This is a genomic window from Geodermatophilus sp. SYSU D01186 (assembly GCF_054050215.1).
Genome location: NZ_JBJGYW010000009.1, coordinates 1 through 24,952, shown reverse-complemented (window position 1 = coordinate 24,952; position 24,952 = coordinate 1). Strand labels below are relative to the sequence as shown.

Here is a 24,952-nt window from a genome sequence, read left to right as displayed (position 1 = left end):
GTCTCTCGAACGGCTCGGTGACCGTGCGGGTGGGGCGGGCTCGCCGCCGGCCGTGAAGGCCTCGTAGTTGTCGGCGGAGACGGCCGAACGCGCGTACTCGAGGGCCTGCGGGGGCGTGGGCATCCGGTGCTCCTGCGGGTCGGGGACCGAGCGGTGTGCACCGGGGAGGAACGGCGGTCGGAATGGCGAGCCGCCCGGTGCAACAGCCGTCAGGGTGCCATTGTCCGGTCGCTGGGTGAACCGCCGCGATGTCGAGGCCGGCCGGTGGCCAGCGCGCCGAGCTGCAACGACATCCTGGCGAAACGGCGCCGCCGCGGCGATTTTCGATTCATCCCCGCACCGTCGGGTGCCGCGGAAAGGGAAACCCAGGGACGTCGTTCCGGCGGCGCGCACATCTTCATTTCTCCGATACACCTCTGAAACGCCGGATCGGCTGGACTGACGACCTCGGACCCTGCCCACGCGCGGGCCGGTGGCCGCCCATCCCGTCTCATCCGTGGAGGTCCTCCCGATGACGCTCGCACCCGACGCCGGCCTGCGCGGCAAGGAACTGACGATCGTCCGAGGCGCGTGCCCGCACGACTGCCCGGATACCTGCGCCATGCTCTACACCGTCGAGGAGGGCCGGCTCGTCGACGTCCAAGGCGACCCCAACCACCCGATGACCAAGGGGCGCCTGTGCGTCAAGCTCAAGAACTTCCCGGAGCACCACTACCAGGCCGACCGGCTGACGCACCCCATGCGCCGGGTGGGCCCGAAGGGCGCCGGCGAGTTCGAACCGATCACCTGGGATGACGCGCTCGCCGAGATCAAGCAGCGCTGGACGGCGATCATCGACGAGTACGGCAGCCAGGCGATCATGCCGCACGCCTACCTCGGGCACCAGGGCGTGCTCAACGGCCTGACCTCCGGCGACGCGTTCTTCAACCGGCTCGGGTCGACGGTCGCGGAGAAGACGTACTGCGAGTCGGGTTCCTCGACCGCCTGGCACATGACGGTGGGGGGCACCGGCGGCCTCGACGTGGAGTCGATGGTGCACGCGAAGTACATCGTCGTGTGGGGCATGAACATGACCAGCACGAACATCCACGGCTGGCCGTTCATCCTGCAGGCGCGGAGGGAGAACGGCGCCAAGATCGTCGTCATCGACCCGGTCCGCACCCGCACGGCGAACCAGGCCGACTGGCACATCCCCATCCGGCCCGGGACGGACGGCGCCCTCGCCATGGGGCTGATCCACGAGATCATCGCGCAGGGGCTGACCGACACGGATTACGTCGAGCGGTACACGCTGGGCTACGACGAACTGGCCGAGCGCGCGGCGAGCTATTCGCCGGAGCGGGTCGCGGAGATCACCGGCATCCCCGCCGAGGACATCCGCACGCTGGCCCGCGAGTACGCGACCAGCCAGCCGGCGGCGATCCGCCAGGGGGTGGCGATCGAGCGCAGCCGCGGTGGCGGCCAGGCCATCCGGGCCATCACCTGCCTGCCCGCGCTGGTCGGAGCCTGGCGGCACGTCGGCGGCGGCACGATGGAGATGCCGATCTGGGAGTTCCCCACGCTGTTCGACCGGATCTGCATGCCGCAGTGGATCCCCGAGGGCACCCGGGTGGTCAACGAGCTCGACCTGGGCATGGCGCTGAACGGCGAGATGGCCCTGGACCCGCCGATCAAGTCGTTGTTCGTCTACAACTCCAACCCGGTCTCGCAGGGCCCGGCGCAGACGAAGACGATGCAGGGGCTGATGCGGGAGGACCTCTTCACGGTGGTCAGCGACCACTTCATCACCGACACCGCGCGCTTCGCCGACCTCGTGCTGCCCGCGACCATGCAGGCCGAGCAGCTCGACATCATGGTCACCTGGGGGCACCTCTACATCTCGCTCAACCAGCCGGCCATCGCCCCACCCGGCGAGTGCGTGCCCAACGTCGAGCTGTTCCGGCGGCTGGCCGCCACGATGGGGTTCGACGAGGACTACTGGAAGCGCACCGACGAGGAGATGCTCGTCGACTTCCACGACTGGGACGCCCCGGCGCTGAAGGGCATCACGCTCGAGACGCTGAAGCAGACCGGCTGGGCCCGCCTCGACGTCGGCCTACCGGGCGAGCGGGCGCCGCACGCCGAGGGCAACTTCCCGACCCCGTCGGGCAGGTGCGAGTTCCGGTCGAGCCTCGCCGAGGGCGGCAACTTCGTCGTCCCGGTGTGGCGGTCGATGTACGAGGCCATGCAGCCCGGCGGCTACGTCGACCCGCTACCGGACTACGTGCCGCCCTTCGAGTCGCCGGAGTCCGACCCGGAGCTGGCCGAGCGGTACCCGCTCAACATCGTCTCGCCCAAGCCGCACGCCTTTCTCAACAGTCAGTACGCCAACGCCTCGGACAAGCAGGCCGTGCAGGGCGAGCAGCGCGTGTTCATCCACCCGGCCGACGCCGCCGAGCGCGGCATCGTCGGCGGGGAGACGGTGCGGGTGTTCAACGACCGCGGCAGCTTCACCGGCCCCGCCGTCATCGAGGACACGCTGATGCCCGGGGTGGTCATGGCGAACGTCGGGCACTGGCAGAGCAAGAGTTCGGGCAGCACGGTCAACTCGATCACCGCCGACCGGCACAACATGCTGGGCAACGCGGGGGTGTACTCGGACAACCTCGTGGAGGTCCGGAAGGCCGAGGACGCCCCGGCGTCCGCCGCCCCGTGACCGCGGTGACGCTGCCGGGGCATGGCGCCACCGACGCCGAGCCGGCGCGCCTGGTCGCGGGGTGCTGGCCGGGCCGTGCTGATCGGTACTCCGAGTCGCGCGGCGCGCTCGCCGACGAGACCGGACCGGCGCCGGCCCGGATCGCGACGTCCTGCTCAGTTGGTTGAGCCGCCGGCCGCGGCGACCGATCCCAGCGGCGGGTTCGTCCGGGTGCGCGGTACCCGTGTGCACAACCTGCGCGACGTCGACGTCGACGTCCCGCGCGACGCGCTGGTCGCGTTCACCGGCGTCTCCGGGTCGGGGAAGTCGTCCTTGGCCTTCGGGACGGTGTTCGCCGAGGCGCAGCGCCGGTACCTGGAGGTGCTCGCCCCGCACGCGCGCCGGCTGATCACCCAGGTGGCGGCCCCCGACGTGGACGACGTCGGAGGTCTGCCCCCAGCGGTCGGGCTGCGTCAGCAGCGCGGCGGTGGGGTCAGCGACCGCTCCACGGTGGGCAGCCTCTCGACGCTGTCGAACACGCTCCGGTTGCTGTTCTCGCGCGCCGGCACGGCGGTGGAGGGCGCGCCGCCGCTGGACTCCGAGGCGTTCTCGCCGAACACGCACGCGGGTGCCTGCCCGGCCTGCTCGGGGCTGGGCCGCACCTATCGGACCACCGAGGAGACGTTGGTCCCCGACCCGTCTCTGAGCATCCGGCAGAAGGCGATCGCGGCCTGGCCGGGTGCCTGGCACGGCAAGAACCTCCGCGACATCCTCGGCGCCCTGGGGCACGACGTGGACCGCCCCTGGCAGGAGCTGCCGCAGGAGGAGCGGGACTGGATCCTGTTCACCGACGAGCAGCCGGTGGTCACGGTGACCCCGGTCCGCGACGCGACGACGGTGCAAGGTCCCTACGCGGGCACGTACACGAGCGCCCGCCGATACGTGCTGCACACGATCGCGACGACGAAGAGCGAGGCGCTGCGGCGACGGGCGCTGCAGTTCGTCGAGACGATGGACTGTCCCGCGTGCGCCGGCCGGCGGCTGCGGCAGGAGGCCTTGGCGGTCACCGTGGGCGGGTACGCCATCGACGAGATGACGGCGCTGCCGCTCGACGAGCTGGCCGCGCTGCTGACCGGCGCCGGCCTCGCCGCCCCGGTCGCCAAGGGTCTGGTCGAGGACCTGGTGGAGCGCATCGAGACGCTGACCGGGCTCGGTCTGGGGCACCTGACGATGGCCCGCCCGGTGCCCTCGCTGTCGTCCGGGGAACTGCAGCGGCTGCGGCTGGCGGCGACGGTCCGGGCCGGCCTGTTCGGCGTCGTCTACGTGTTCGACGAGCCCTCCGCGGGACTGCACCCGGCCGACACCGCCGCCGTCGTCGAGGTGCTCCGGCGACTGCGGACGGCGGGCAACTCGGTGTTCGTCGTCGAGCACGACATGGCCGTGGTGCGGCAGGCCGAGTGGCTGGTCGACGTCGGGCCCGGCGCCGGGGTCGCCGGGGGCCGGGTGCTGCACAGCGGGCCGGTGGCGGAGCTGGCCGGCGTCGCCGCGTCGATCACCCGCCGGTACCTGTTCGGGCGAGCCCCGGTGGCGCCGCGGCGGGCGCGCGTCCCCTACGGGCACGTGACGCTGCGGGGGCTGTCCCGCCACAACCTGCGGGGCATCGACGTCGACCTGCCGCGCCGGGTGCTGACGGTCGTCACCGGGGTGTCCGGCTCGGGGAAGAGCAGTCTGCTCGACGAGGTGGCGGTCGCGGCCGAGGGCGGCGGGTGGCGTGTCGTCCGGCTGGACCAGACCCCGATCGGGCGGACCCCGCGGTCCAACCTGGCCACCTACACCGGCCTGTTCGACGCCGTGCGTGGGCTGTTCGCCGCGACCGCCGAGGCGCGCCGCTGGGGGTACGACGCCGGTCGGTTCTCCTTCAACCGGCCGGCCGGCCGGTGCCCCGACTGCGAGGGGGAGGGGTACGTCAGCGTCGAGCTGCTCTTCCTGCCGTCGCTCTACGCGCGCTGCGCCTCCTGCGACGGGGGCCGGTACAACCCGGAGACGCTGAAGGTGACCTACCGGGGAGCGACGATCGCGGAGGTCCTCGACCTCACGGTGGAAGAGGCCGCCGGGTTCTTCCGTGGCGTGCCGGCGGTCGCCGGCCCTCTCGCGGCGCTCCGGCACGTCGGCCTGCACTACCTACGGCTCGGGCAGCCGGCGACCGAGCTCTCCGGCGGCGAGGCGCAGCGGCTGAAGACCGCCACCGAGCTCGCTCGGCCACGGCGCGGCGGCGCGGAGACCGTCTACCTGCTCGACGAGCCGACCACCGGCCTGCACCCGGCCGACGTCGAGATGCTGGTGACGCACCTGCACCGTCTGGTCGACCGGGGGGCCACGGTGGTGGCGGCCAGCCACGACCTTGCGGTGGTCGGTGCGGCGGACCACGTCGTCGAGCTGGGGCCCGGCGCTGGGCCCCGCGGCGGCACCGTCGTCGTCACTGGGCCGCCGGGTGCCCTCGCTGCACACCCGCACAGCCTCACCGGCCAGTATCTCGGGGCTGCGGGCGGGTGAACCGATTCGGCTTTCGCCCATGGCGGAGGTCGGGGCTGCGGGGCGTGACCCTCCCGAGCCGTCACGCTCAGCAACGACCTCAAGGGTGGGGGAGAGGGCGCGTCCTGCGGTACGACTGAGGTGTCGGGCAGCACCTGCCGACGGTGCCGCCGGAGCGACTGTGTGTAGTCGACCAAGACCGCGTCTGCCGCCTTCACCCTGAGCGGCTACGACTGCTGATCGGCATTCGACCTTGACGCGATGGTGGAGCTGGTCCACCGCTGGCCGGCCACCTCGAGCTCGCGAACCTTGAGCGACCCGATCTCGATCTCCTCGGCGCGCAGTCTTCGGATCACCGCGTTGGCAATCGCGAGCCGGCCGACGGCCATCGCGCCGACTGCGGTCACCGCAAGAGCAAGAGGCCCCATCGCCGACGGCCCAAGGATGCGGGCGCCGACAGCCATTGCGCCGGTGACGCTCGCCGGCGTCGCGCTGGGGCCGGTCGTCTGGCGACGGATGGTGATGACCCTGGACATGGTGCCTCCTCCGGCAGTCCGTACGACTTGGCAGGCCACGGTTGCGCGTTCGCGACGGTCGGGAATCGGTGGCCGGGCTGACTCCGAGCAAGAGCCGGGAACCGCTCGGCGCGCCTCCACCGCCTGTGCATGAGCGTGTGACGAAGAACGGGCGGCGCGGCGGCCGGTGACGCGATCACCGGGCGTCGGCCTCCCGCGGAGCCAGATCGGGATCGGCGGTCTCGGCGATCACCAGGACCAGGTCGTCAAGGGCGGCGGGGGACCGGATCCGCCGTCTCCGCGGGCGCGGGCTGCTGGAGCTCCTCTGCGTCCTGCACGAGCCGGCCGGAGACGACCCGCGGCCAACCGCATGGCCCGGTCGCCGATGGGCTGGTCGTTTCGTACGGCCGCGCAGAGCACGCCCTGCACCGTGCCGCGCACGATGACGAGGACGGCGAGGACGGCGGTGAGCCGCTCCTCGTCGACGACGACGCGGTCGTGGTCGTGGGTGATGGTCGTGGTGGTCGGCGACGGCGTCGCGCGGCACCCTCGAGTCGATGGTGACGACCGTGCGGCCCCGTGCGGTGGTGGCATTCGTTGACCTCAGCGACGCCGAGCGTGCAGTCCTGACGGCTCTCGGTGTGCGCACGATCGAGCTCGCCCGGGCGTCGTCGCGGCCCGGGGGCGGGAACTGGCTCATGGGCCGCCTGGAGGCCGAGCACCTCCTGACCCGCGGCTACCAGCGCATCGCCCACGCGCGGCTCGCCGAGGCCCGCGACGATGTCTTCCTCCCGCCCGTGAACAAAGCGTGCGCGACGCGTGCCGCGCCGCCGGTGTCCCGGACCCGGACGGCAGGTGTGAACGACTTCCATGTTGTCGTGCAAGGCGGATCCACCAGATCGGGTCGTCGCCTTGACGCGTCCGGGCGGCGTGTCGAGGATCCTCGTGCCGCGCTGTCGCGTGATCGGCGCCGTCCGTCACTGCTCCTCGCACGAGGGCTGTCCGTCAGCACCGAGCACGGCCCGCAGGAAGCCGCTGACCGCGGCCAGACTCGCTGGCTCTTCGAAGGCGGGGTCCTCGTGGTTGGCCCCGTGCAGCAGCCACAGGCTCGCCTCGGCGCCCTGGGCGCGCAGCGCCTCGTACAGGCGGCGGCTGTGCTGGGACGGGATGAGGCCGTCGCTGTCTCCGTGGACCAGGAGGAAGGGCGGCGCTCCGGCGTGGGCGTGGGTCACCGGGCTGGCCGCGCGGGCCTCCTCCGGCCGGGACGCCGCAGCCTCCACGCCCAGCAGCCGCGCCTCGTGCGGCGGCTCCGGCATCGGTCCGCTCAGGAACGGCGGTCGCGGCCCCTCGGGGACGTCGGTGGCCATCCGGAGCAGGTCCGACGGGGCGAACCACGGGACGACGGCCTGGATGGACGAGTCACCCAGTTCGGCGTCCCGTTCGTCGTGGACGAGGGCCACCAGAGAGGCCAGGTGGCCGCCGGCCGAGGCGCCCCACGCCCCGATCCGGCCGGCGTCCAGGCCGTACTCGCCGGCGTGTGCCCGAAGCCACCGGATCGCTGCACGGACGTCGTCGAGCTGTGCGGGAAAGACAGCCTGACCGCTGAGCCGGTACTGGACCGCGGCCACCGCGACGCCCCTGCGGGCCATGGGAACGAGGCGTTCCTGGGCCCGATCCGTTCGGGAACCACGCATCCAGCCGCCACCATGCAGCCACAGGCACAGTGGAGCGGGACGGGCGTCGGGGAGGTACAGATCCACCTGGAGGTCGAGCCCGGCCACCTCGGCGTAGACGACGTCGCGGTACACCGTCACCCCGTCGACCGGACGGTGACCCCCGGCAGGCTCACGCGGGTTGCCGGCCGAGGATGGCGTCTCGAGAGGGGACGCCGGGCGGTCGGGCGTCGTCATGCGTGTCCTCATCGCTCAGGCTGGTGCTGTCGATCTCGTGACGGAGCCCCGCCGGCAATCCCCGGAACTGCCTCATCGGGCTGGACGGCGGCAGCCAGTGACGGGGAGTGGGACGAATCTGTGTTCAGACGAAGGTGACCCCGCCGTCGACGACCAGCGTCTGACCGGTGATGAAGTCGCTCCGGCGGCTGCACAGGAAGGAGACCGTGGGCCCCAGGTCCCCGGGGACCATGGGGCGCGGGATGGCTCGTCTCCCGGCGGATGCGGCGAGGTAGTCGGGATCGTTGAGCGCGCGGGTCGCCTCGGTCTCCACCAGGCCGGGGGCCACGGCGTTCACCGTGATGCCGTCGACCCCCACCTCCCGGGCGACGCTCCGCGTCAGGGCGATCACAGCCCCCTTGGACGCGGTGTAGTGGGCGAAGTACGGGACGCCCATGTGCACGGTCGAGGAGGCCATGTTGACGATGCGCCCCCAGCCCTGCCGCTTCATCACCGGGTGGACGGCGCGCATCCCGAGCCAGACGCCGCGGGTGTTGACCGCCATGACCCGGTCCCAGTCCTCGACCGCGATGTCGGTGAAGGGGATCTTCCCGCCCAGGTCGTGGTAGACCCCGGCGTTGTTGACCAAGGCGTCGACGTGGCCGTGGCGTTCGACGACGGTGTCCACCAGATGGCTCCATGCCGCATCGTCACTGACGTCGGTCCGGACGGAGGACGCCTCGAGCCCGGCCGCGGTCAGTTCGTCCACGAGGGCAGTCCCGTCGGCCAGGTCGGCGACGACCACGACCGCGCCCTCCGCGGCCAGGTGCCGACACAGGGCGGCGCCGATACCGCGCGCACCACCGGTCACGACGACGACGGTGCCCGGGTCCACGGTCGCGGGGGATGGGTCGGTCACGGCGTCCTCCTGCTGGTCGTCCACGCTGTGGTGGTCACTCGACGGTCCTCCCGGTCGCCGTCGTCGACGACCGGCTGCGCGCTGCGTGTCACTCGGCCGGCAGGAGCGCGTCGAGGTCGGCTGGGGTCTCGAGGATCCCGTAGCGGGCACCGACCTCCGACATGTACTCGAACGACCCTCGGTCCAGTTCCTGCGGCCACGTCGCCAGGGTGATGGCGTCGGCGAGCTCGGGGCTCAGCTCGGTGTAACTGCCCAGGATCTCGCGCGCCTCCTCGGGGTTCTCGGAGGCGTAGGCGAACGACTCCTGCAGACCGGCCACGAAGGCCTCCACCAGCTCGGGGTCGGACTGCGCGATCTGCTCGGAGGTGAAGTAGGCGCCGATGAGCAGGGGCTCCTCCTGGGCCTCGGCGAACACGTTCGACAGACAGCGCGCCCCCTGCTGCAGCGCGATCGTCTTGAACGGCTCGACGGAGGTGGCAGCGTCCACCTGTCCGCCGGCGACGGCCTGCGGGACGTCGGGGTGGGCGATCTCGAGGAACTCGATGGTCGAGGAGTCGGCTCCGGCACGGTCGACGATGTCACGGATGACCGCGACGTTGATGTTGTTCAGCGTGTTGGTGCTGACCCGCTTGCCGGCCAGTTCGGCGACGGACTGGAGCGGGCTCCCCGGCGGCACCAGCACGCAGCCGAAGTCGTCCGAGGGGTCGCCGGTGGACGCGTTGCCCGGTGCGACGACGCGGATGGGGAGCCCGGCCTCCCGGCCGACCATCAGAGACAGGGTGTTGCTGAAGGCGAAGTCCTGCTCGCCACTCACCACGGCGGGCACCAGCGCGGCTCCGCCCTGGCCGGTCACCAGTTCGACGTCCAGCCCGCGGTCCGAGAAGAAGCCCTGATCGACGCCGAGGTAGAGGGGGGCGACGTCCGCGATGGGGATGACGCCGACAGTGACCTGGCGGGGGGAGTCGACGGTCCCGGCGCCGCTGGCTTCGCCGTCGTCACCGCCGCAGGCGGCGAGCAGCACCGAGCACGACAGTAGGACGGTCAGGCGCAGACGTGACATGGAGAGCCTCTCGACGGTGGGCGGATCGCATGGCGTGTGGTGCGGGTGACGGTCGAGCTGGGGTGGAGCGGACTCCAGCGAAGGCGTTCAGGCGGTGCCGGATGTGGAGTGCGTGAGGACGGCATCTCGCGCGCTCGCTGACCGGACGGCCGGGATGACCCGGTCGCGGAACAGGCGCACCGAGGAGAGCACCGAGTCGACGTCCAGGGAGCCCCACGCGAAGGCGCCGGCGAGGTAGTTGATCTCCCCGACGATCGTCGCCTCGGCGACCTGGGCGGCGACGGTCTCGGGGGACCCGATGAACAGCTTGCGCTCGGCCACGAGCTGGTCGAAGTCCAGCGGGCCGGTGAAGCGGTCGCTGCCGTGCAGCCGCCACAGGTGGGTGAAGCTCTCGTAGTGGGCGTCGAACGCCGGCCGGGCGATGGCGGCGGCCTGCTCGTCGGTCGGGGCGACGAGGACGTGGCGCAGCATGCCGAAGCGCGGCGTCACCCCGGGCAGGCTGTAGCGGACGGTGCCGCGCTCGGCGGACTCCCGGAAGTGGGTGAAGAAGACCCGGCTCTGCTCGCGGACGACGTCCAACGGCGGGGACGCGAAGCCGAACCCGAACAGCACGTTGTAGCCCTGGTCGCCCAGCCGGGGGATCGAGGCGGCGTTGGACGACGGGTACCACAGCGGCGGGTGCGGGCGCTGGTACACCGGCACGTGCAGGGGGATCTCCTCGCCCGCAGCTCCCTCGGCGCCGGGGCGGCGGAACCGGCCGGTCTCCATCGCCTCGACGATGGCCGGGAACAGTTCCTCGAAGCGCTCGGCGGTCTCCGGCGCGGTCAGCCCGAACATGGCCGCCTCGATGGGGGAGGAGCCCTTCCCGACCCCGACGTCCAGCCGGCCGTGGCTGAGCTGGTCGAGCATGCAGATCTCCTGCACCAGCCGCAGGGGGTCGTACAGCGGCACGATGAAGGTGGTCGGTGCCAGCCGGATGCGCTCGGTCTCGCGCGCGGCGGCGGCGATGAACACCGACGGGGACGGCGCCAGGCCCAGCGGCGTGCCGTGGTGCTCGGCGATGTGATAGGTGGAGAACCCGCTCCGGTCGGCCTCGGCGAGAACCCGCAGCCGGGCGTCGTAGACCTCGGCGGCCGTCATCCCGGGGTGTGCGTCGATCCAGTCGAAGAGACCGAACTCGAGGTCGTGCAGGGAGTCCTGGTCGGCCGGCTGTGTGGACATCGTCGTGGCCCTCCTGGGTGGGGACATGGACAGGCGCGCGAGCGGTCGAGCGGGGCTCGTTCGGGCAGGGCTGCTGACACTGCGGCAGATGGACCGGCCTGTCGGCCGCGTCTCATCAAGGGCCCGTTGTGTGACGCGGCTCATTGAACAGGGTCGAAGGTTCGTACGTCAACAAATCTCCAACCTCACGGAGCGGCGATGAACTCCTCGAGGAGCTCGAGGAAGACGGTGGTCTTCGCCGGAGGCAACCGTTCCCTGAGCGCCTTGGCGAGTTCCTGCACCCGCGGTTCGACCGTTCCGTACAGGACCCGGCCACTGTCGGTGAGCCGCAACTCGAAGCGGCGGCCGTCCTCGGTGGAACGCTGCATGGTCAGGTGGCCGGCTGCCTTCAACCTGTGGACGACGGCGTGCGTGCTCGCCGGGTCCAGCGCGGTCAGTCGGGCGACGCTGGCCTGGTCGAGAGGCTCGTGGCGAGCCAGGGTCGACAGGACGGCGTACTGGACCGACGAGACCGGGCCGGGCACATAGCGCGTCCACATCTCGTTGTGGACCTGACTGGCCCGGCGGATCAGGTGGCCGGGCAGGTGGGCGAGGTGAGGGGCGACGGTCTGTGTCGCCCGATCTTCGCTGATCGCCACAGGTCGAGTCTAAGGAGCGCCGGCGGCCGACTCCGTGGGAAGGCCCCACGAGGCGAGCAGGTCGGTGCTGGTGACGACCGGCCCGATGGTGGCGGCGAACTCGGCGCAGGCGGTGGCCTGCGGGATCACCCCGACCGTGGCCGTCGCGTCGCCCACGAGCACGGCCAGGTGGCCACGGGACACCGCATCGACGCCGGTGGCCCGGACGCAGACGTCGGAGGTGAGCCCGACCAGCACCAGCGTCGGGCGGGCCAGCGCGCTCAGCACCAGGTCCAGCGGGGTGAAGGCGAATGCGGAGTACCGGTGCTTGACGAAGGTGAAGTCCTCGGGGGCGACCAGGTCCCCGTACGGCTCGGCGCCCCAGCCCCCCGCCGCCACGATCGGGTCGGTCTCGGGCTCGATGGTCGTGCCGCCCAGTCCTCGACGGCGCCACCCCGGGGTGTCGGTCCACCGCGAGTGTTGGGTGTGCACGTGCAGGACCGGGATGCCGGCGTTCCGTGCCGCCGGCAGCAGTACCCCGATCCGTTCGACGGCGGCCAGCGCCTGCGCGCAGTCCACCCCGCGCCGGCCGAGCGTGCCCTCGGGGTGGCAGTAGTCGTTCTGCACGTCGACGACGAGCACCACAGCCTGATCGGGATCGGTGAGAGCAGTGTCCAACGGGGCTCCAGCCCTGGGAGGGAAGCTGATCTCCGGGCACCCTATGTCAGCGGTTCGCGACTACTCGGCTGGATCGACCGGAGCCGCGACCTGACCGCCATCGCTGCGGGGCTCGAACAGGGCCCTGGCAGCGGCGGCGCGCAGGGGCCGGACGGCGTTGCGGGGTCGAAGGGCTCGCCGAACTCGGTGGCGAACACGAAGCCGGTCTGCCGCCACGCCGCGCTGGCGAGCCCTCTCTCATCCTCGTGCTCGGGACGTTGGTGGCTTTCCGTGCGAGCGCTGCTGACGCTGCGTCGTTGGTCGGCGTCCAGCAGCCAGGGCTCGTCGGAGCCGTTCCGACGTCGGGGTGTCGGCGGTGACGAGTGTTGTCCGCGTCACACCGGCCCCCGTACGGTCGGCTCCTGCGTCCGGAGGAGCACCCATGCGTCCCGACCTCTTCTCGGCCCACACCACCCTGTCCCGCCGCTCCGCACTCGGGGTGGCCGGCGCGGCCGCTCTCGGCGTCGTTGGTCTGACCGGCGCGTCGTCGGCCGCTGCGGCGGGACCCGGCGATGCCATCGGCGGCGGCGACTACGACGATGAGATGTTCGACGTGGCTTTCGCCGAGGGCGGCGGCTGGGCGCCGTCTCGCTACGGCCCGACTGACCAGCGAGGCACGTTCAACGAGGTGACGGCCGGCAAGACCGCTTCCGCCCTGCGGCTGCTGGCCGACGGCTCGCCGGTGAAGACGTACAACCTGGGCGAGCTGATGACCAACGGTTTTCCGGCCTACCAGACCACGCCGCCGCGGGTGTACGAGCAGCGGCTCACGGTCCTCGGTTACGAGCCTCCCGCCGGCTTCGCCGAGGGCGGCGGAATCCTGCAGAGCACGGAACCGCTGGGCCCCAACCGGGTCAGCATCCACGAGGAGCGCTTCCCCCAGGGGCACACCTACCAGATCGTCACTCAGCTCGACGGGCTGAACCACGTCGGCGTCGGGCCGACCTTCTACAACGGCTTCCGGGGCCCGGACATCGCGACGCCCAGCGGGACGACCAGGCTCGGCAACGAGCACATGGGGCCGATCGTCACCCGCGGCATCCTGCTCGACGTGCTGGGCCTGAAGCTCGCCGAAGGAGCCAGCGAGGCACTGTCGCGCAGCAAGGACGGCGACCCGGTCCTGCGCGACAACTACCGGATCACGATCTCGGACCTGAGGGCCGCGGCGACTCGGGGCGGCATCCGACACATCGACCCCGGCGACGTCGTGCTGCTGCGGACCGGCTGGAACAAGATCGCTCGAAGCGAGCCGGAGCGCTTCCTGGCCCAGGAGCCGGGCATCTACCTGGCCGAGGGGCGTTTCCTGGCTGATCGGCGCCCCGCCATCATCGGCTCGGACTCCTGGGGGCTCGAGGTCCTGGGCAACCCGGTGGTGCAGGCCGCGTTCCCGGTGCATCAGGAACTGCTCGTCAAGAACGGCATCCGGATCGGCGAGGGCATCATCACCGACGGGCTCGCGGCGGACGGCGTCTACGAGTTCGTCTACCTGACGACGCCGCAGTACGCGAAGGGTGCGACCGCGGGCAACGCGCCGCCGGCCGCGCTCGGACAGCCGGGGCGCGGCCAGGGGTGACGAGACAGCGCGGCGCGATCGGCGCGGAGGGTGCTCGTGCCGATGGTTGCAGAGGGTCGGGCCGACAGGATCTCGAGCTGCGACCCTTGACCCAGCCGTCGGCCGCGGGCCCGCGGCCGTTCACCGGAGTCCATCGGCCCGGGTCGACCGGTGAACTCGCCGTGGATCTGAGGGCCGCTTCAGTGGGACTGGAGCGATCGGGCCGGATCGCGCACCGCCATAGCACCGGTCGTCGTCGACGAGGTGGACGACCTCCGGGGCGTCAGCGGCCGACGTCGTCGTGAGCCCCGGGCAGGGCCGGTCCCGAGGGACGAAGAGCACTGGTGCGGGCCAGGACGGGCCGGGACGATCCGCGCGAGGACCCCGGTGGCAGCAGTGCGAGGCCGACACGACCAGCAGCCACCGCGGCAGGGGCGGTTCCGAGGCGCAGGGATCGCGCTGCTGAGGCCCTCGTCAGCTCCCAGCACCCGACCGGAGGAGACTCGTCATGGCATCGACGTCCACGCGGGAGATCCGGGAGATCGAGGCCGCCAACGCCTCCGGCGAGACCCCAGTCGTCTTCATCCACGGCCTCTGGCTGCTGCCGAGCAGCTGGGCCAACTGGGCGGACCTCTTCCGGCAGGCCGGCTATGCACCGCTCACGCCGGACTGGCCGGACGATCCGGACACGATCGAAGCCGCCCGGGCGGAGCCGGAAGTCCTCGCCGGGAAGTCCCTGAGTCAGATCGCCGACCACACCACCGAGGTCATCAAGGCCCTGGACAGGAAGCCGGCCCTCATCGGGCACTCGACCGGGGGTCTGCTGGCGCAGATGCTCGCGGGCCGGGGCCTCTCGGCGGCCACGGTGGCGATCGACCCCGGGATCTTCCGCGGCGTTCTGCCGCTGCCGGTCGCCACACTCCGGTCGGCGGGCCCGTTCCTGATCAACCCGCGCACTCGCGGCCGGGCGCTCACGCTCACGTTCGACCAGTTCAAGTACAGCTGGGCCAACGCGCTCGACGAGAAGGAAGCGAGGGAGCTCTACGACAGGTACCACGTCGCCGGCTCCGGGCTCTCGCTCGTGCAGATGGGCAACGCGAACCTCAATCCCCGGACGGAGGCGAAGGTCGACACGAGGAACCCCGACCGCGGCCCCCTGCTGATCATCGAGGGCGAGAAGGACCACACGGTGCCGTGGGCGATCGCGAACGCCGCCTACAAGCGGCAGCGGCGCAACCCTGCCGTGACGGAGATCGTGAGAATGCCGAACCGAGGCCACGCCCTCACGATCGACCACGGCTGGCGCGAGGTCGCCCAGACGGCGCTGGACTTCGTCAAGCGGTTCACCCCGAGCGGTCGTGCATCGACGACGTCGGTGCCCAGGGCGCGCGACGCCTCGGCGGACTCCGGGCTTCCCAGCGGCGCACCCGCCACGGAGACAGGGCGCACGTCCGGACAGTAGCCGCGTCATCTCGAAGAGAGGCTCCACGTCTCTCCTCGGAGCAGCGCACCCAACCGGCGGGCGAGGTGGCCTCCGGACGTCTCCCGCTCGGCGGTGGTCGACGCCACCGTCGTCATGATCGCCCCGTGCGCCCTCCACGACGGCCGGGCCGGTGGGACCCTCGGGAGGGCGTCACCTGGCGCAACGAGAACCGGGTCCTCCCGGCTGACCCAGCTGCGTGACGATGTCTCAGAGAGTCATGCCGGTCTCAGGGCACAGCTCCTCGTCCGACGCGAGCACGTAGTCGCCCGGGTCGGGTGCCTTGCTGCCGTTTGACCACCTCCACTTCTCCAGTACGTCGGCACTCCCGTGGTCACCGCGGGCGCGGACCGGGTCGCCCGCCGCCTGGGTCACCGTGTACTGCGACGACGGGCCGCTCAGGGCCGGATCCGTCCTCCGGCCGTGCAAGACGCGTGTGGCACATGATCTTGGTCCTCCTCCAGGAGCGACCAGGGGCAGGATGGCCCGGTGGAGCAGAGCACGAGGGTCGACGTCGGGGCCCCGGTCGAGCGGGTGTGGGAGGTGCTGCGCGAGGTCGAGCGGTGGCCGGAGTGGGCGCCGACGGTGACCTCGGTGCGGCGCCTCGACGACGGGCCGCTGGCCGTCGGGGCCCGGGTCCGGGTGGAGCAGCCCCGGATCCCCCCGACCGAGTACGTGGTGACCGAGCTCGAGCCGGGACGCTCGTTCACCTGGGTGGCCACCGGCCCGGGCGTCCGCACCACCGCTCGGCACCTGCTCGAGGACCTCGGCACCGGAGGCACGCGGGTCACGCTGGCGGTGGAGCAGGCCGGGCCCGTCGGGCGGGTGATGGGGCGGTTCTACCGCCGGCTCACCGATCGCTGCCTGACCGCCGAGGCCGAGGGGACCAGGACGAGGAGCGAGGGGCGGGTGTGGCGTCCGGCCGTGCGCGAGACCGGGGAGGGTCACGCGGCACTCTCCGAGGTCCCAGCCGTCGGTGTGCCGGCATCGGTGCCGACAGCCGTCGGGCCCGAGGCGATGCTCCGCTGCTCGCGGACGGTCGCGTGCGGTTGCCGGTGCTGTTCCTACTGCCTGTGACCCCGCCTGGACGCCTCCGGCCCCCTCGGACACCGGGAGGTCGCGACCAGTGAGCGCTCCGGTGACGCGGGCGAGGGCGGTCCAGGCGCTGGACGAGCGGCCGTTGCTCATGCTGTGGATCGGTGTCGTGCTGTTCAGCCTCGGTCCGGTGCTGGTCGCAGGCTCCACCACGTCCGGTGCCGTGCTGTCCTTCTGGCGTCTGTGGATCGGCGCCCTGCTGCTCGGGGCGCTCACGCTGTGGCAGCACCGGGTACGGGGGACGCGTGGCAGCCGACGTGGGCTGGGGTGGACGGCGGCGGCCGGCCTGGCCTTCGGCGCGCACCAGCTGTTCTTCATGATCTCGATCAAGGCGACGTCGGTGGTCGACGTGACCCTGATGCAGGTGCTGCAGCCGATCCTCGTCGGGGTCCTCGCCTTCGTGGTCTTCGGCGAGCGCCCTGGCCTGGCCTTCCGCCTCTGGTCGGTGGTCGCGGGTGTCGGCGCGGCGCTGGTCGTGGTGGCGGGTACCACGGGACCGGAGGGCAACCCGGTCGGCATGGCGTTGGCGCTGGCGAACGTGGTGTGCTTCGCCTTCTACTTCGTCTGGTCCAAGCAGGCGATGGCCCACATCGGCGCGTTGCCCTTCCTGCTGGGGGTGGCGGTCGTCGCCGGACTGGCCGTCTCGGTGTTCGCTGCGGTGGCCGGGGAACGGGTCTCGGGCATCGACCTCACGGACCTGCTGATCGCGGCGGGCATCGCGGTCGTCCCAGGTGGCTTGGGCCACTTCCTCACGACGCACTCGCTGTCGCGGGTTCCGGCCAACGTGCCGCCGGTGATGCAGCTCGCCATGCCGTTCCTGTCCGGCGGGCTGGCGTGGTTGCTACTGGGTGAGGGCTTCGCCGTGATGCACGTGGTCGGTGGCCTGGTGACCGTGGTCGGCGTCGTGGGTGCCCTGCTCTCACCTGCCGACCGGCAGCGGTCGGTCAGCGAGCCCGGGGACCGGTCACGCCGGGGGGAGGCCCCGCCACGAACGTGCACTGGTGGCAGCAGCCCCGAAACAGGTGGGTGAGCGGGAGAACGGGCGTCACATCCATCTGCCCACCGCGGTCGTCCATCGCCCGACGATGCGTGAACGGCCGTCGTGGAGGACCCGTCGGGTGAACTCGGCGGCGGTCACGCCGCAGCCACCGGGACAGTCGGCCCCGACCGGCGATCCGTCGCGCCACCCCACAGCGGCGCAGCGACCACAGGTCGGGCACGTCTCCCAGGTGACTCGCTCGTTCGTGTTCATGGTGACGTCCTCCTGGTCGCGGAAGCCGCACGCGCGACCGGAGCAGGGGAGCGGCCGACCTCGGGTTCAAGTCGAGCGCGCTCCCGGTTCGCCGCCCGCGTTACCCGCCGTCTCTTGTGCACAACCACAGCGGAGGACCCGGCGTTGGGCCCATCGGTGAGGAGTCATCTGCGGCACCGCCGCGCCACGCATCACGTCGTGGCGCAGCACGACGTGGGGAAGCACGCGTGGGGAAGCAGGAGAGGGGCCCCGGGTGGGCCGTGCCACGGCACCGCCCACCCCGGGTGGCAGGTGCGGCTCGGAGCCTCTGGTCGCGGTACTTGCGGCCCCAGATCCCGGACGTGCCCGGCGCCAAGATCGAGTTCGGGTCGAGGGCGTCCTTGATGGCCTCGTGGAACGTCCGCAGCGCGCCGTCGCCCCGGTTGTAGGCGCCCATCACCTGGTCCATGAGGGCGTTGTGGGTGCGGTACTCGCACGAGCCCTCGGTGGCGGCCTCGACGGTCGAGGCCGCCACCCGCCACTGGGGCTTCACCCACCGCGGCCGGTTCGTGGCTCGGTACCGGGATCGCTACGGCGTCCAGCCGGCGGAGATCCTCCGGCGACGCCCGTGAGCAGCGCATCGCAGGGTGGCGGCGACCGGGCTGACGTGGACGGCGTCGCCGTCCACGACGGGCCGCCGTCCAGGACCACCACGCGCGCGTGTCCCGCCTCATGCCGTACCGGTGGCCCGCGGTGCGACACGGTGTCGCCCGGGACCGGTCCCGGCCGCGAGACCCGGAAGAGGCTGTCCATCGAACCGGGCCCGCATCGCAGCACGGCTCCGCAGGCGCGTCTTCGGGGACGCGTTCGGGTATCCCTCGGGCAGCTGGTTCTCGATCGTCTCGCTCGGTGCGGCGGTGACGGACGGGCGGTGCCGCCGATCCATGGCGACGTAGGTGATGTAGTCCGACGGGTCGTAGGTGTTCATGATCGACTCCCGTTGCTCGTTGCTGCTCGTCTCGAGCACACCGGTGAGCGCGTGCACGCGGCCGTCGTGATCATCGGGATCTGAGCCGGCCGGCACCTGACCCGGCGTCGTGTCGCCGCGCGGGAGGGATCCCGCCTGTCCTGCGCCGTTACGGGCTCTCGCCGTGGGTGTCCTCGTGCAGGGTCGCGAAGACCTCGAGCAGTCGTCTCCGCGCAGGCTCGGGCAGCGTCGGGTCGGGCAGGCTCCGGAGCGCGGCAGCGGTGCGGCGGATCTGCTCGAGGTAGGTGCGGCACGGCTCGCACAGCTCGAGGTGCGCGGCGATGGCGTTCTCGACGTCCTGGGGAAGGGCCCGCTCGAGGTGTTCCGTGACCAGTTCGACGAACTCCCGGCAGGCGATCTCCAGGACGTCCCGATCGGCGGTGGGTCGTGACGCCGGAGGTTCAGCCACGGTGCTCTCCTTCCCCCGCGGCGCTGCGGCACACGCGCGCCGACCTCCCGCGGCCGCCGTCCAGCGCATCCCTGGCGGCGCCCGTCTCGTGGCGCGACCGGATCCCGGCGTCGGTGAGAGCGGGGGTCGACACGCGGGTGCCCGGCACGCGCGGCACCCCGCCGCGCGGCACCCCGCGGAGCCCCTCGGCGTCGATCGTCCTCATCACCGACCCCGCTGGGCCTGGTCGATCGCCCATGCCGCGTTCACCAGACCGATGTGGCTGAACGCCTGCGGCACGTTGCCGAGCTGCTCGCCGGTGACCGCGTCGACCTCCTCCGCCAGCAGACCCAGGTCGTTGACGAACGCGGCGGCCCGCCCGAACACGTCGCGAGCGCGCTCCACCTGGCCGGCGAGCGCGAGGGCCTGGGCCAGCCAGAAGGTGCAGAGGAGGAACGTGCCCTCGTCCCCGGCCAGGCCGTCGACGCCCTCCTCGGTCCGGTAGCGGTAGACCAGACCACGCTCGTCGGTCAGCCGGTCGGCGATGGCGTCGATCGTGGCCAGCATCCGGGGGTCGTCGGCGGGGAGGAACCCGACGATCGACAGCATCAGGTTGGAGGCGTCCAGCGCGGTGGACCCGAAGTACTGGGTGAACGCGCCGGCCTCCTCGTTCCAGCCCTGCTGCAGCACGGTGTCGGAGATCTCCTCGCGGGCCTTCGCCCACTCGTCGACGCGGTGCTCGCAGCGCAGCTGCGGGGCCAGCGCGATCGCCCGGTCCAGGGCCACCCAGCACATGACCTTGGAGTACAGGAAGTGCTGCGGCTCGCCGCGCACCTCCCAGATGCCCTGGTCCGCGTCCCGCCAGCGGACGGCGGCGGTGTCGGCGCACGCGGCGAGGAACCACCGCGTCTCGTCGTCCAGCGCGGGCAGCTGGTCGGCCAGGCGAGCCGCCGCTCCCAGCAGCTCCCCGTAGACGTCGACCTGACGCTGGTTCCACGCGCCGTTGCCCACCCGCACCGGCCGGCTGTCGCGCCAGCCTCGGAGGTGGTCGAGGGTCCGCTCGCTGAGGTCGTGCTCGCCCCCCACGCCGAACATGATCTGCAGCGACACGTCGGGGCCGATGCCGCCCGCGCCCGCGGTGGTCATGAACCCGAAGAAGTCCTCGGCCTCGTCCGGGCAGGCGGCCACCCACAGCGCCTCCATCGTGAAGCTGGCGTCGCGCACCCAGGCGTAGCGGTAGTCCCAGTTCCGCTCGCCGCCCACGCCCTCGGGCAGCGACGTCGTGCCGGCGGCGACCACGGCGCCGCTGGGCTGGTACGACAGCCCCTGGAGCACCCGGCCGCTCATGTGCACGAGGTCGGCCCACGGCCCGTCGTAGGCCTGGTGCAGGTCGCACCAGGACTCCCACGACGACAGAGTTCGGTCGAGGAGGTCGGTCAGCTCCTGCTGGGGCCAGACGTGCGCGGACACCGCGTCGCCGAGGGTGCTCCGCTGCAGCGCCAGGTGGACGACGTCGCCCGCCCGCAGGTGCAGCCGCGCCCGAGCCCGCCCGTCCTCCAGCGTCGCTTCGGCGGGCAGCGTGAGCACCAGCCAGTCCGCCCCGCCCCGAGCGGCGACCCCGCCGTCCACGTGCGACAGCAGCGGCACGATCAAGCCGTACTCCGGCCGCGGCCGGTAGTCGACCAGCACGTCCATCTCACCCGAGGTGCACTCGAGCCGGCGCACCAGGACGTGCGGGACGTCGCTGCCCAGCCGGTGCCCCTCGTTGTCCGGACCCAGGCCCAGCGCGTCGGTGAGCTGCAGCTCGCCCTCCGCCGTCCGGAAGGTGGTCTGGAGGGCCAGCGAGCGGCCGGCGTAGCGGCGGGTCGCCGTCCACTCCGCCTCCGGCCGCACCGACCAGTGGCCGGCGTCGTCGTCGAGCAGCGCGGCGAAGACCGACGGACCGTCGAAGCGCGGGAAGCACAGCCAGACGACGGTGCCCGCGCGGTCGACCAGGGCGCAAGAGTGCCGGTCGGACAGGAAGGCGTGGTCGGCGATCGGCGTGGAGCTCATGGGGTTCTCCCGGAGGTCAGCGGGTCTCGTTCCTGTGGTCCCGCCGATCGGCCGCCCGTTACGCGTAACGCCGGACGGCCGACGGGGGACGACGGCAACGAGTCCGAGGAGGCCCGATGTCCGAGATCCAGCCCGCCCAGCTCGAGGCAGACGTCGTCGTGATCGGGGGCGGTCCCGCGGGGGAGGTCGTCGCGGGCCGCTGCGCCGACCGCGGCCTGGAGACCGTGCTGGTCGAGCAGGAGCTGGTCGGCGGGGAGTGCTCCTACTGGGGGTGCATCCCGAGCAAGACGTTGCTCCGGCCCGGGGAGGCGCTCGCCTCGGCCGCGCGGGTGCCCGGCGCCGCCGCGGCCGTCACCGGTGTGGTGGACGCGACGGCCGCCCTCGCCCGCCGGGACCAGATGACCTCCCACTGGATGGACGCCGGTCAGGAGCGCTGGCTGGCCGACCACGGCGTCCGGCTGCTGCGGGGCACCGGCCGGCTCGCCGGCACGCGCAAGGTGCGGGTGGACGGTGGCGGGCAGGTGACGGCCCGCCGGGCCGTCGTGCTGGCCACGGGCAGCAGCGCCGTGCTGCCGCCGGTGCCGGGGCTGGCAGAGGTGCGCCCGTGGGACAACCGGGCCGCCACGGCGGCGAAGGAGGTGCCGAGGCGGCTGCTCGTGCTCGGAGGCGGGGCCGTCGGGCTGGAGCTCGCCCAGGCGTTCCACCGGCTCGGCGCCGCCGAGGTGACCGTGGTGGAGGGCGGCCCGCGACTGCTGCCCCGCGAGGAGCCCTTCGCCGGCGAGCAGGTCCGGGCGGCGTTCCGACGGGAGGGCATCACGGTCCGGGTGGACACCCGGCTGACCTCCGTCCGACGGGACGGCACCGACGGGCCGGTGCGCGCCACGCTCAGCGCCGGCCAGGAGCTGACCGCCGACGAGGTCCTCGTGGCCACGGGCCGCCGCCCGCGCACCGACGACCTCGGGCTGGGCAGCGTGGGGCTGAAGCCCGGGCGGCCGGTGAAGGTCAACGACCGGCTACGCGCCACCGGGGTCCCCGGCGGATGGCTGTACGCCGTGGGGGACTGCACCGGTCTGGCTCCGCTCACCCACATGGGCAAGTACCAGGCCCGGATCGCGGCCGACGTCATCACCGGCCGGGACGTCCGCGACCGCGCCAGTCTGGACGTCGTGACACGGGTGACCTTCACCGATCCGCAGGTGTGTGCGGTCGGCCTCACCGTGGCCGAGGCCCAGCAGCGAGGGATCGCAGTCCGGGTCCTCGACGTCGGCACCGGCGACGTCCCCGGCTCGTACGTGCTCGGCGACGGCCTCGGGGGCACGACACGGCTGGTGGTCGACGAGGCGTCCGATGTGCTGGTGGGGGCGACGATCACCGGCAGCGGCGTCCAGGAGCTGCTGCACTCCGCCGCCGTCGCGGTCGCCGGGCGACTCCCGCTGAGCGAACTGCGGCACGCCGTCCCGGCGTTCCCCACCGTCGCCGAGGTGTGGTTGCACGCACTCGAAGCGGCCGGTCTCTGACCCTTCCCGGAGGCTCGCGGTGCCCGACGTCTCGTTCACGAACCTGCTCGTCGTCGCCGGCGTCGCGGCGGCGGTGCCGTTGGCGCTCGGCTGGGCGCCGAGGCTGCGCGTCCCCTCGGTGGTCCTGGAGATCGTCGCCGGCGTGCTGCTCGGCCCGTCGGTCCTCGGCTGGGTCGAGGTCGACGTCGCCGTGGAGGTGCTGGCCCTGCTCGGGCTGGCCTTCCTGCTCATGCTCGCCGGGCTGGAGATCGACCTGCGCGGCCTGCGCGGCCGGCTGCTGGCGGTCACCTCCCTCGGCTATGCGGTCGGCCTCGTGCTCGCCGTCGGCGTGGGCCTGGGTGCGCAGGCCGCCGGGTGGACGTCGGCGCCGCTCTTCCTGGCCATCGCGCTCACGGCGACGTCGCTCGGGCTGGTCGTCCCGGTGCTCAAGGACGCCGGCCGCGCCCGGGACGCCGTCGGGCAGACCGTCATAGCGGCGGCATCGGTGGCCGACTTCGCCGCCATCGTGCTGCTCTCCCTGGTCTTCTCCATGTCGGGCGGCGGCCCGGGGACGACGGCGGCCTTCCTCGCCGCGTTCGGCATCCTCGTCCTGCTCCTCGCGCTGGGCGTCGGCCGGGCGGGGATGTCCATGCGGCTGGGCGACGTGCTGGTGCGGCTGCAGGACACGACGGCCGAGATCCGTGTCCGGCTGGTGCTGCTGCTGCTGGTCGCCTTCGTCGCCCTGGCCGAGCGGCTGGGTCTCGAGACGATCCTCGGTGCCTTCCTCGCGGGCGCGCTGGTGGGGCTGGTCGACCGGGACTCCGCCACCCATCCCCGGTTCCGCGCCAAGCTCGACGCCATCGGCTACGGGTTCCTGATCCCGGTGTTCTTCGTCGCCAGCGGGGTGCGACTGGACCTGCGCGGTCTGCTCGAGGACCCGACGGCCCTCCTTCAGGTGCCGGTCTTCCTGCTCGCGCTGCTCGTCGTCCGCGGCCTCCCCGCGGTGCTGTACCGCCGTTCCCTGGGATCGGCCGGGTCCCTGGCCGCCGGACTGCTGCAGGCCACCTCCCTGCCGTTCCTCGTCACCGCCGCGCAGATCGGCCTGGAGACCGGTCGGCTGTCCGCCACCACGGCCGCGGCGCTGGTCTTCGCCGGGTTGCTGTCGGTGCTGGTGTTCCCTGCCGCGGCGCTCGGCGTCCTGGGCCGGCGGCCGGCGGCCGGAGTGCCCGGGCCGCGCCACCCCCGCGACCACGGGGCAGCCAGACCCGAGCCCACCGACAGCGCCGACACGGTCGACGCCCGGCCGGCGCCGGACGGCTCGGCGAAGGGGCGTCCATGACCGTCCGGAGACGGCGATGACCCCGTCCGGCCGGCTGCGCGCGGTGTCCGTCGGCCGGCCCCGGACGGTGGAGTGGCGTGGGGGGCAGGTCCAGACCGCGATCTGGAAGGCCCCCGTGGCCGGCCGGCGGTGGGTGCGCAGGCTCAACGTGGACGGGGACGCGCAGGCCGATCCGGTCGGCCACGGCGGCGAGCACCGCGCCGTCCTCGTCTACCAGTGGGAGTCCTACGCCTACTGGGAGCGCTACCTGGGCCGCCCGCTGCCCGACCCCGGCACCTTCGGCGAGAACTTCACCGTCGAGGGGATGGCCGACGACGAGATTTGCGTCGGCGACCGGCTGGCGATCGGCGGCGCCGTCTTCGAGGTCACCCAGCCGCGGGTCACCTGTCACAAGGTGGGCATCCGCCTCGGAGAGCCGCGGATGCCGGCGCTGCTCACCGCTCATGGCCGCCCCGGCTTCTATCTCCGCGTGCTGCGGGAGGGTCAGGTCGGCGCCGGCGACCGGATCCGTGTCATCCACCGCGATCCCGCCGGCCTCACCGTCCGCCGCGTCTCCGAGTTGCTCTACACGGCCGCTCGCGACGAGGCGTCGCTGCGCTCCGCGCTGGCCGTCCCGGCGCTGTCGGAGGGCTGGAAGTGGTCGTTCCGGCAGCTGCTCGCTGCCGGTGACCGGCCCGGCAACCCGGGCCTGGCGCCACAGGCTGCCGGCGAGCCCGCGTATCCGGGGTTCCGCCCGTTCACCGTCACCCGTGTGGTGCGCGAGTCGGCGCACGTCGTCTCGGTCCACCTGGCGCCCCGGGACGGCGGCGAGGCGCCCTCCTGGCTGCCCGGCTAGTTGTAGTGCCCAGCACGGTTGCTGACGGCGACCCGGGTGATCGGGGGTTGTCCGCCGAGTGCGGTGTGGCTGCGGTGATGGTTGTAGGTGTGCAGCCAGTCGGGCAAGGCTGCGGCTCGCTCGGCTGAGCTGTCGAAGGGCCGGATGTAGGCCCATTCGTCGGCGAGGGTGCGGTTGAACCGCTCTGCCTTGCCGTTGGTCTGTGGCCGGTAGGGCCGGGTGAACCGGGCCTGGGCGCCGAGGTCAGCCAGCGCGGCGCGCCAGGCATGGCTGATCCGGTAGGCCCGGGCGTTGTCGGTCATCACCCGCTCGA

The 24,952-nt window shown here is 72.5% G+C and carries 21 protein-coding genes; 10 read left to right on the top strand and 11 right to left on the bottom strand.

The window, feature by feature from the left end:
* Nucleotides 1–511: 511 nt before the first annotated feature.
* Nucleotides 512–2,695 (top strand): molybdopterin-containing oxidoreductase family protein, encoded by a 2,184-nt coding sequence (locus ACI784_RS08885; protein WP_457013180.1) that lies wholly within the window; start codon nt 512–514, stop codon nt 2,693–2,695.
* A 159-nt stretch (nt 2,696–2,854) separates the two neighbouring features.
* Nucleotides 2,855–5,227 carry a hypothetical protein gene (locus ACI784_RS08880; RefSeq protein WP_457013179.1) on the top strand — a complete coding sequence of 791 codons (2,373 nt, stop codon included), beginning with the start codon at nt 2,855–2,857 and terminating at the stop codon, nt 5,225–5,227.
* A gap of 206 nt (nt 5,228–5,433) precedes the next feature.
* On the opposite strand, the gene ACI784_RS08875 is transcribed toward ACI784_RS08880, so the two are convergent.
* From ACI784_RS08875 to ACI784_RS08845, 7 genes are all read right to left on the bottom strand, one after another.
* Nucleotides 5,434–5,742, bottom strand: a complete 309-nt coding sequence (locus ACI784_RS08875) for a hypothetical protein (RefSeq protein WP_457013178.1) — start codon at nt 5,740–5,742, stop codon at nt 5,434–5,436.
* 956 nt (nt 5,743–6,698) lie between these two features.
* Nucleotides 6,699–7,535, bottom strand: a complete 837-nt coding sequence (locus ACI784_RS08870; protein ID WP_456924324.1) for an alpha/beta hydrolase fold domain-containing protein — start codon at nt 7,533–7,535, stop codon at nt 6,699–6,701.
* Between the two features lie 220 nt (nt 7,536–7,755).
* Nucleotides 7,756–8,529 carry an SDR family NAD(P)-dependent oxidoreductase gene (locus ACI784_RS08865; RefSeq protein WP_456924325.1) on the bottom strand — a complete coding sequence of 258 codons (774 nt, stop codon included), beginning with the start codon at nt 8,527–8,529 and terminating at the stop codon, nt 7,756–7,758.
* Nucleotides 8,530–8,617: 88 nt separating this feature from the next.
* A complete protein-coding gene (locus tag ACI784_RS08860) occupies nt 8,618–9,550 on the bottom strand; it encodes an ABC transporter substrate-binding protein (RefSeq protein ID WP_457013177.1) in 933 nt (310 codons plus the stop codon).
* A gap of 126 nt (nt 9,551–9,676) precedes the next feature.
* Nucleotides 9,677–10,810 carry an LLM class flavin-dependent oxidoreductase gene (locus ACI784_RS08855; RefSeq protein ID WP_457013176.1) on the bottom strand — a complete coding sequence of 378 codons (1,134 nt, stop codon included), beginning with the start codon at nt 10,808–10,810 and terminating at the stop codon, nt 9,677–9,679.
* Between the two features lie 185 nt (nt 10,811–10,995).
* Nucleotides 10,996–11,448 carry a MarR family winged helix-turn-helix transcriptional regulator gene (locus tag ACI784_RS08850; protein ID WP_456924328.1) on the bottom strand — a complete coding sequence of 151 codons (453 nt, stop codon included), beginning with the start codon at nt 11,446–11,448 and terminating at the stop codon, nt 10,996–10,998.
* 9 nt (nt 11,449–11,457) lie between these two features.
* The gene (locus tag ACI784_RS08845) at nt 11,458–12,105 is read right to left on the bottom strand and encodes a cysteine hydrolase family protein (RefSeq protein ID WP_456924329.1); all 648 of its coding nucleotides are present in this window, start codon (nt 12,103–12,105) and stop codon (nt 11,458–11,460) included.
* A 421-nt stretch (nt 12,106–12,526) separates the two neighbouring features.
* On the opposite strand from ACI784_RS08845, the gene ACI784_RS08840 reads away from it, so the two are divergent.
* The 5 genes from ACI784_RS08840 to ACI784_RS08820 all read left to right on the top strand — a co-directional run bounded on the left by ACI784_RS08840 (nt 12,527) and on the right by ACI784_RS08820 (nt 18,134).
* Complete coding sequence (locus ACI784_RS08840; RefSeq protein ID WP_457013175.1) at nt 12,527–13,717, top strand: cyclase family protein; 1,191 nt, start codon at nt 12,527–12,529, stop codon at nt 13,715–13,717.
* 487 nt (nt 13,718–14,204) lie between these two features.
* The gene (locus ACI784_RS08835; RefSeq protein WP_457013174.1) at nt 14,205–15,158 is read left to right on the top strand and encodes an alpha/beta hydrolase; all 954 of its coding nucleotides are present in this window, start codon (nt 14,205–14,207) and stop codon (nt 15,156–15,158) included.
* Between the two features lie 507 nt (nt 15,159–15,665).
* Nucleotides 15,666–16,253 carry an SRPBCC family protein gene (locus ACI784_RS08830; RefSeq protein WP_457013173.1) on the top strand — a complete coding sequence of 196 codons (588 nt, stop codon included), beginning with the start codon at nt 15,666–15,668 and terminating at the stop codon, nt 16,251–16,253.
* 49 nt (nt 16,254–16,302) lie between these two features.
* Complete coding sequence (locus ACI784_RS08825) at nt 16,303–17,301, top strand: DMT family transporter (RefSeq protein WP_456924333.1); 999 nt, start codon at nt 16,303–16,305, stop codon at nt 17,299–17,301.
* A 668-nt stretch (nt 17,302–17,969) separates the two neighbouring features.
* Entirely contained in the window at nt 17,970–18,134 is a 165-nt protein-coding gene (locus ACI784_RS08820) for a hypothetical protein (protein WP_457013172.1), read from the top strand.
* Nucleotides 18,135–18,232: 98 nt separating this feature from the next.
* On the opposite strand, the gene ACI784_RS08815 is transcribed toward ACI784_RS08820, so the two are convergent.
* From ACI784_RS08815 to ACI784_RS08805, 3 genes are all read right to left on the bottom strand, one after another.
* Complete coding sequence (locus ACI784_RS08815; protein ID WP_456925470.1) at nt 18,233–18,547, bottom strand: hypothetical protein; 315 nt, start codon at nt 18,545–18,547, stop codon at nt 18,233–18,235.
* A gap of 91 nt (nt 18,548–18,638) precedes the next feature.
* Entirely contained in the window at nt 18,639–18,938 is a 300-nt protein-coding gene (locus tag ACI784_RS08810; RefSeq protein ID WP_456925471.1) for an anti-sigma factor family protein, read from the bottom strand.
* Nucleotides 18,939–19,142: 204 nt separating this feature from the next.
* A complete protein-coding gene (locus ACI784_RS08805; RefSeq protein ID WP_457013171.1) occupies nt 19,143–20,969 on the bottom strand; it encodes a glycoside hydrolase family 15 protein in 1,827 nt (608 codons plus the stop codon).
* Nucleotides 20,970–21,085: 116 nt separating this feature from the next.
* On the opposite strand from ACI784_RS08805, the gene ACI784_RS08800 reads away from it, so the two are divergent.
* From ACI784_RS08800 to ACI784_RS08790, 3 genes are read left to right on the top strand one after another with little or no spacing between them, the layout of a single operon-like run.
* Nucleotides 21,086–22,486 (top strand): dihydrolipoyl dehydrogenase family protein, encoded by a 1,401-nt coding sequence (locus tag ACI784_RS08800; protein WP_456925473.1) that lies wholly within the window; start codon nt 21,086–21,088, stop codon nt 22,484–22,486.
* 19 nt (nt 22,487–22,505) lie between these two features.
* The gene (locus ACI784_RS08795) at nt 22,506–23,804 is read left to right on the top strand and encodes a cation:proton antiporter domain-containing protein (RefSeq protein WP_457013170.1); all 1,299 of its coding nucleotides are present in this window, start codon (nt 22,506–22,508) and stop codon (nt 23,802–23,804) included.
* 16 nt (nt 23,805–23,820) lie between these two features.
* On the top strand, nt 23,821–24,639 hold the full coding sequence (locus tag ACI784_RS08790; protein ID WP_457013169.1) for an MOSC domain-containing protein: 819 nt from the start codon (nt 23,821–23,823) through the stop codon (nt 24,637–24,639).
* Here ACI784_RS08790 and ACI784_RS08785 read toward each other — a convergent pair.
* On the bottom strand, nt 24,636–24,952 hold a 317-nt coding region (locus ACI784_RS08785), incomplete at its 5' end, for an integrase core domain-containing protein (protein WP_457013168.1). The genes ACI784_RS08790 and ACI784_RS08785 overlap by 4 nt on opposite strands.

What these genes read in the sequence shown, in the direction of transcription:
- ACI784_RS08885 (WP_457013180.1), top strand. Translation starts at nt 512, where the DNA reads ATGACGCTCGCACCCGACGCCGGCCTGCGCGGCAAGGAACTGACGATC.
- ACI784_RS08875 (WP_457013178.1), bottom strand. Translation starts at nt 5,742, where the DNA reads ATGTCCAGGGTCATCACCATCCGTCGCCAGACGACCGGCCCCAGCGCG.
- ACI784_RS08855 (WP_457013176.1), bottom strand. Translation starts at nt 10,810, where the DNA reads ATGTCCACACAGCCGGCCGACCAGGACTCCCTGCACGACCTCGAGTTC.
- ACI784_RS08840 (WP_457013175.1), top strand. Translation starts at nt 12,527, where the DNA reads ATGCGTCCCGACCTCTTCTCGGCCCACACCACCCTGTCCCGCCGCTCC.
- ACI784_RS08835 (WP_457013174.1), top strand. Translation starts at nt 14,205, where the DNA reads ATGGCATCGACGTCCACGCGGGAGATCCGGGAGATCGAGGCCGCCAAC.
- ACI784_RS08820 (WP_457013172.1), top strand. Translation starts at nt 17,970, where the DNA reads ATGAGGGCGTTGTGGGTGCGGTACTCGCACGAGCCCTCGGTGGCGGCC.
- ACI784_RS08805 (WP_457013171.1), bottom strand. Translation starts at nt 20,969, where the DNA reads ATGAGCTCCACGCCGATCGCCGACCACGCCTTCCTGTCCGACCGGCAC.
- ACI784_RS08800 (WP_456925473.1), top strand. Translation starts at nt 21,086, where the DNA reads ATGTCCGAGATCCAGCCCGCCCAGCTCGAGGCAGACGTCGTCGTGATC.
- ACI784_RS08790 (WP_457013169.1), top strand. Translation starts at nt 23,821, where the DNA reads ATGACCCCGTCCGGCCGGCTGCGCGCGGTGTCCGTCGGCCGGCCCCGG.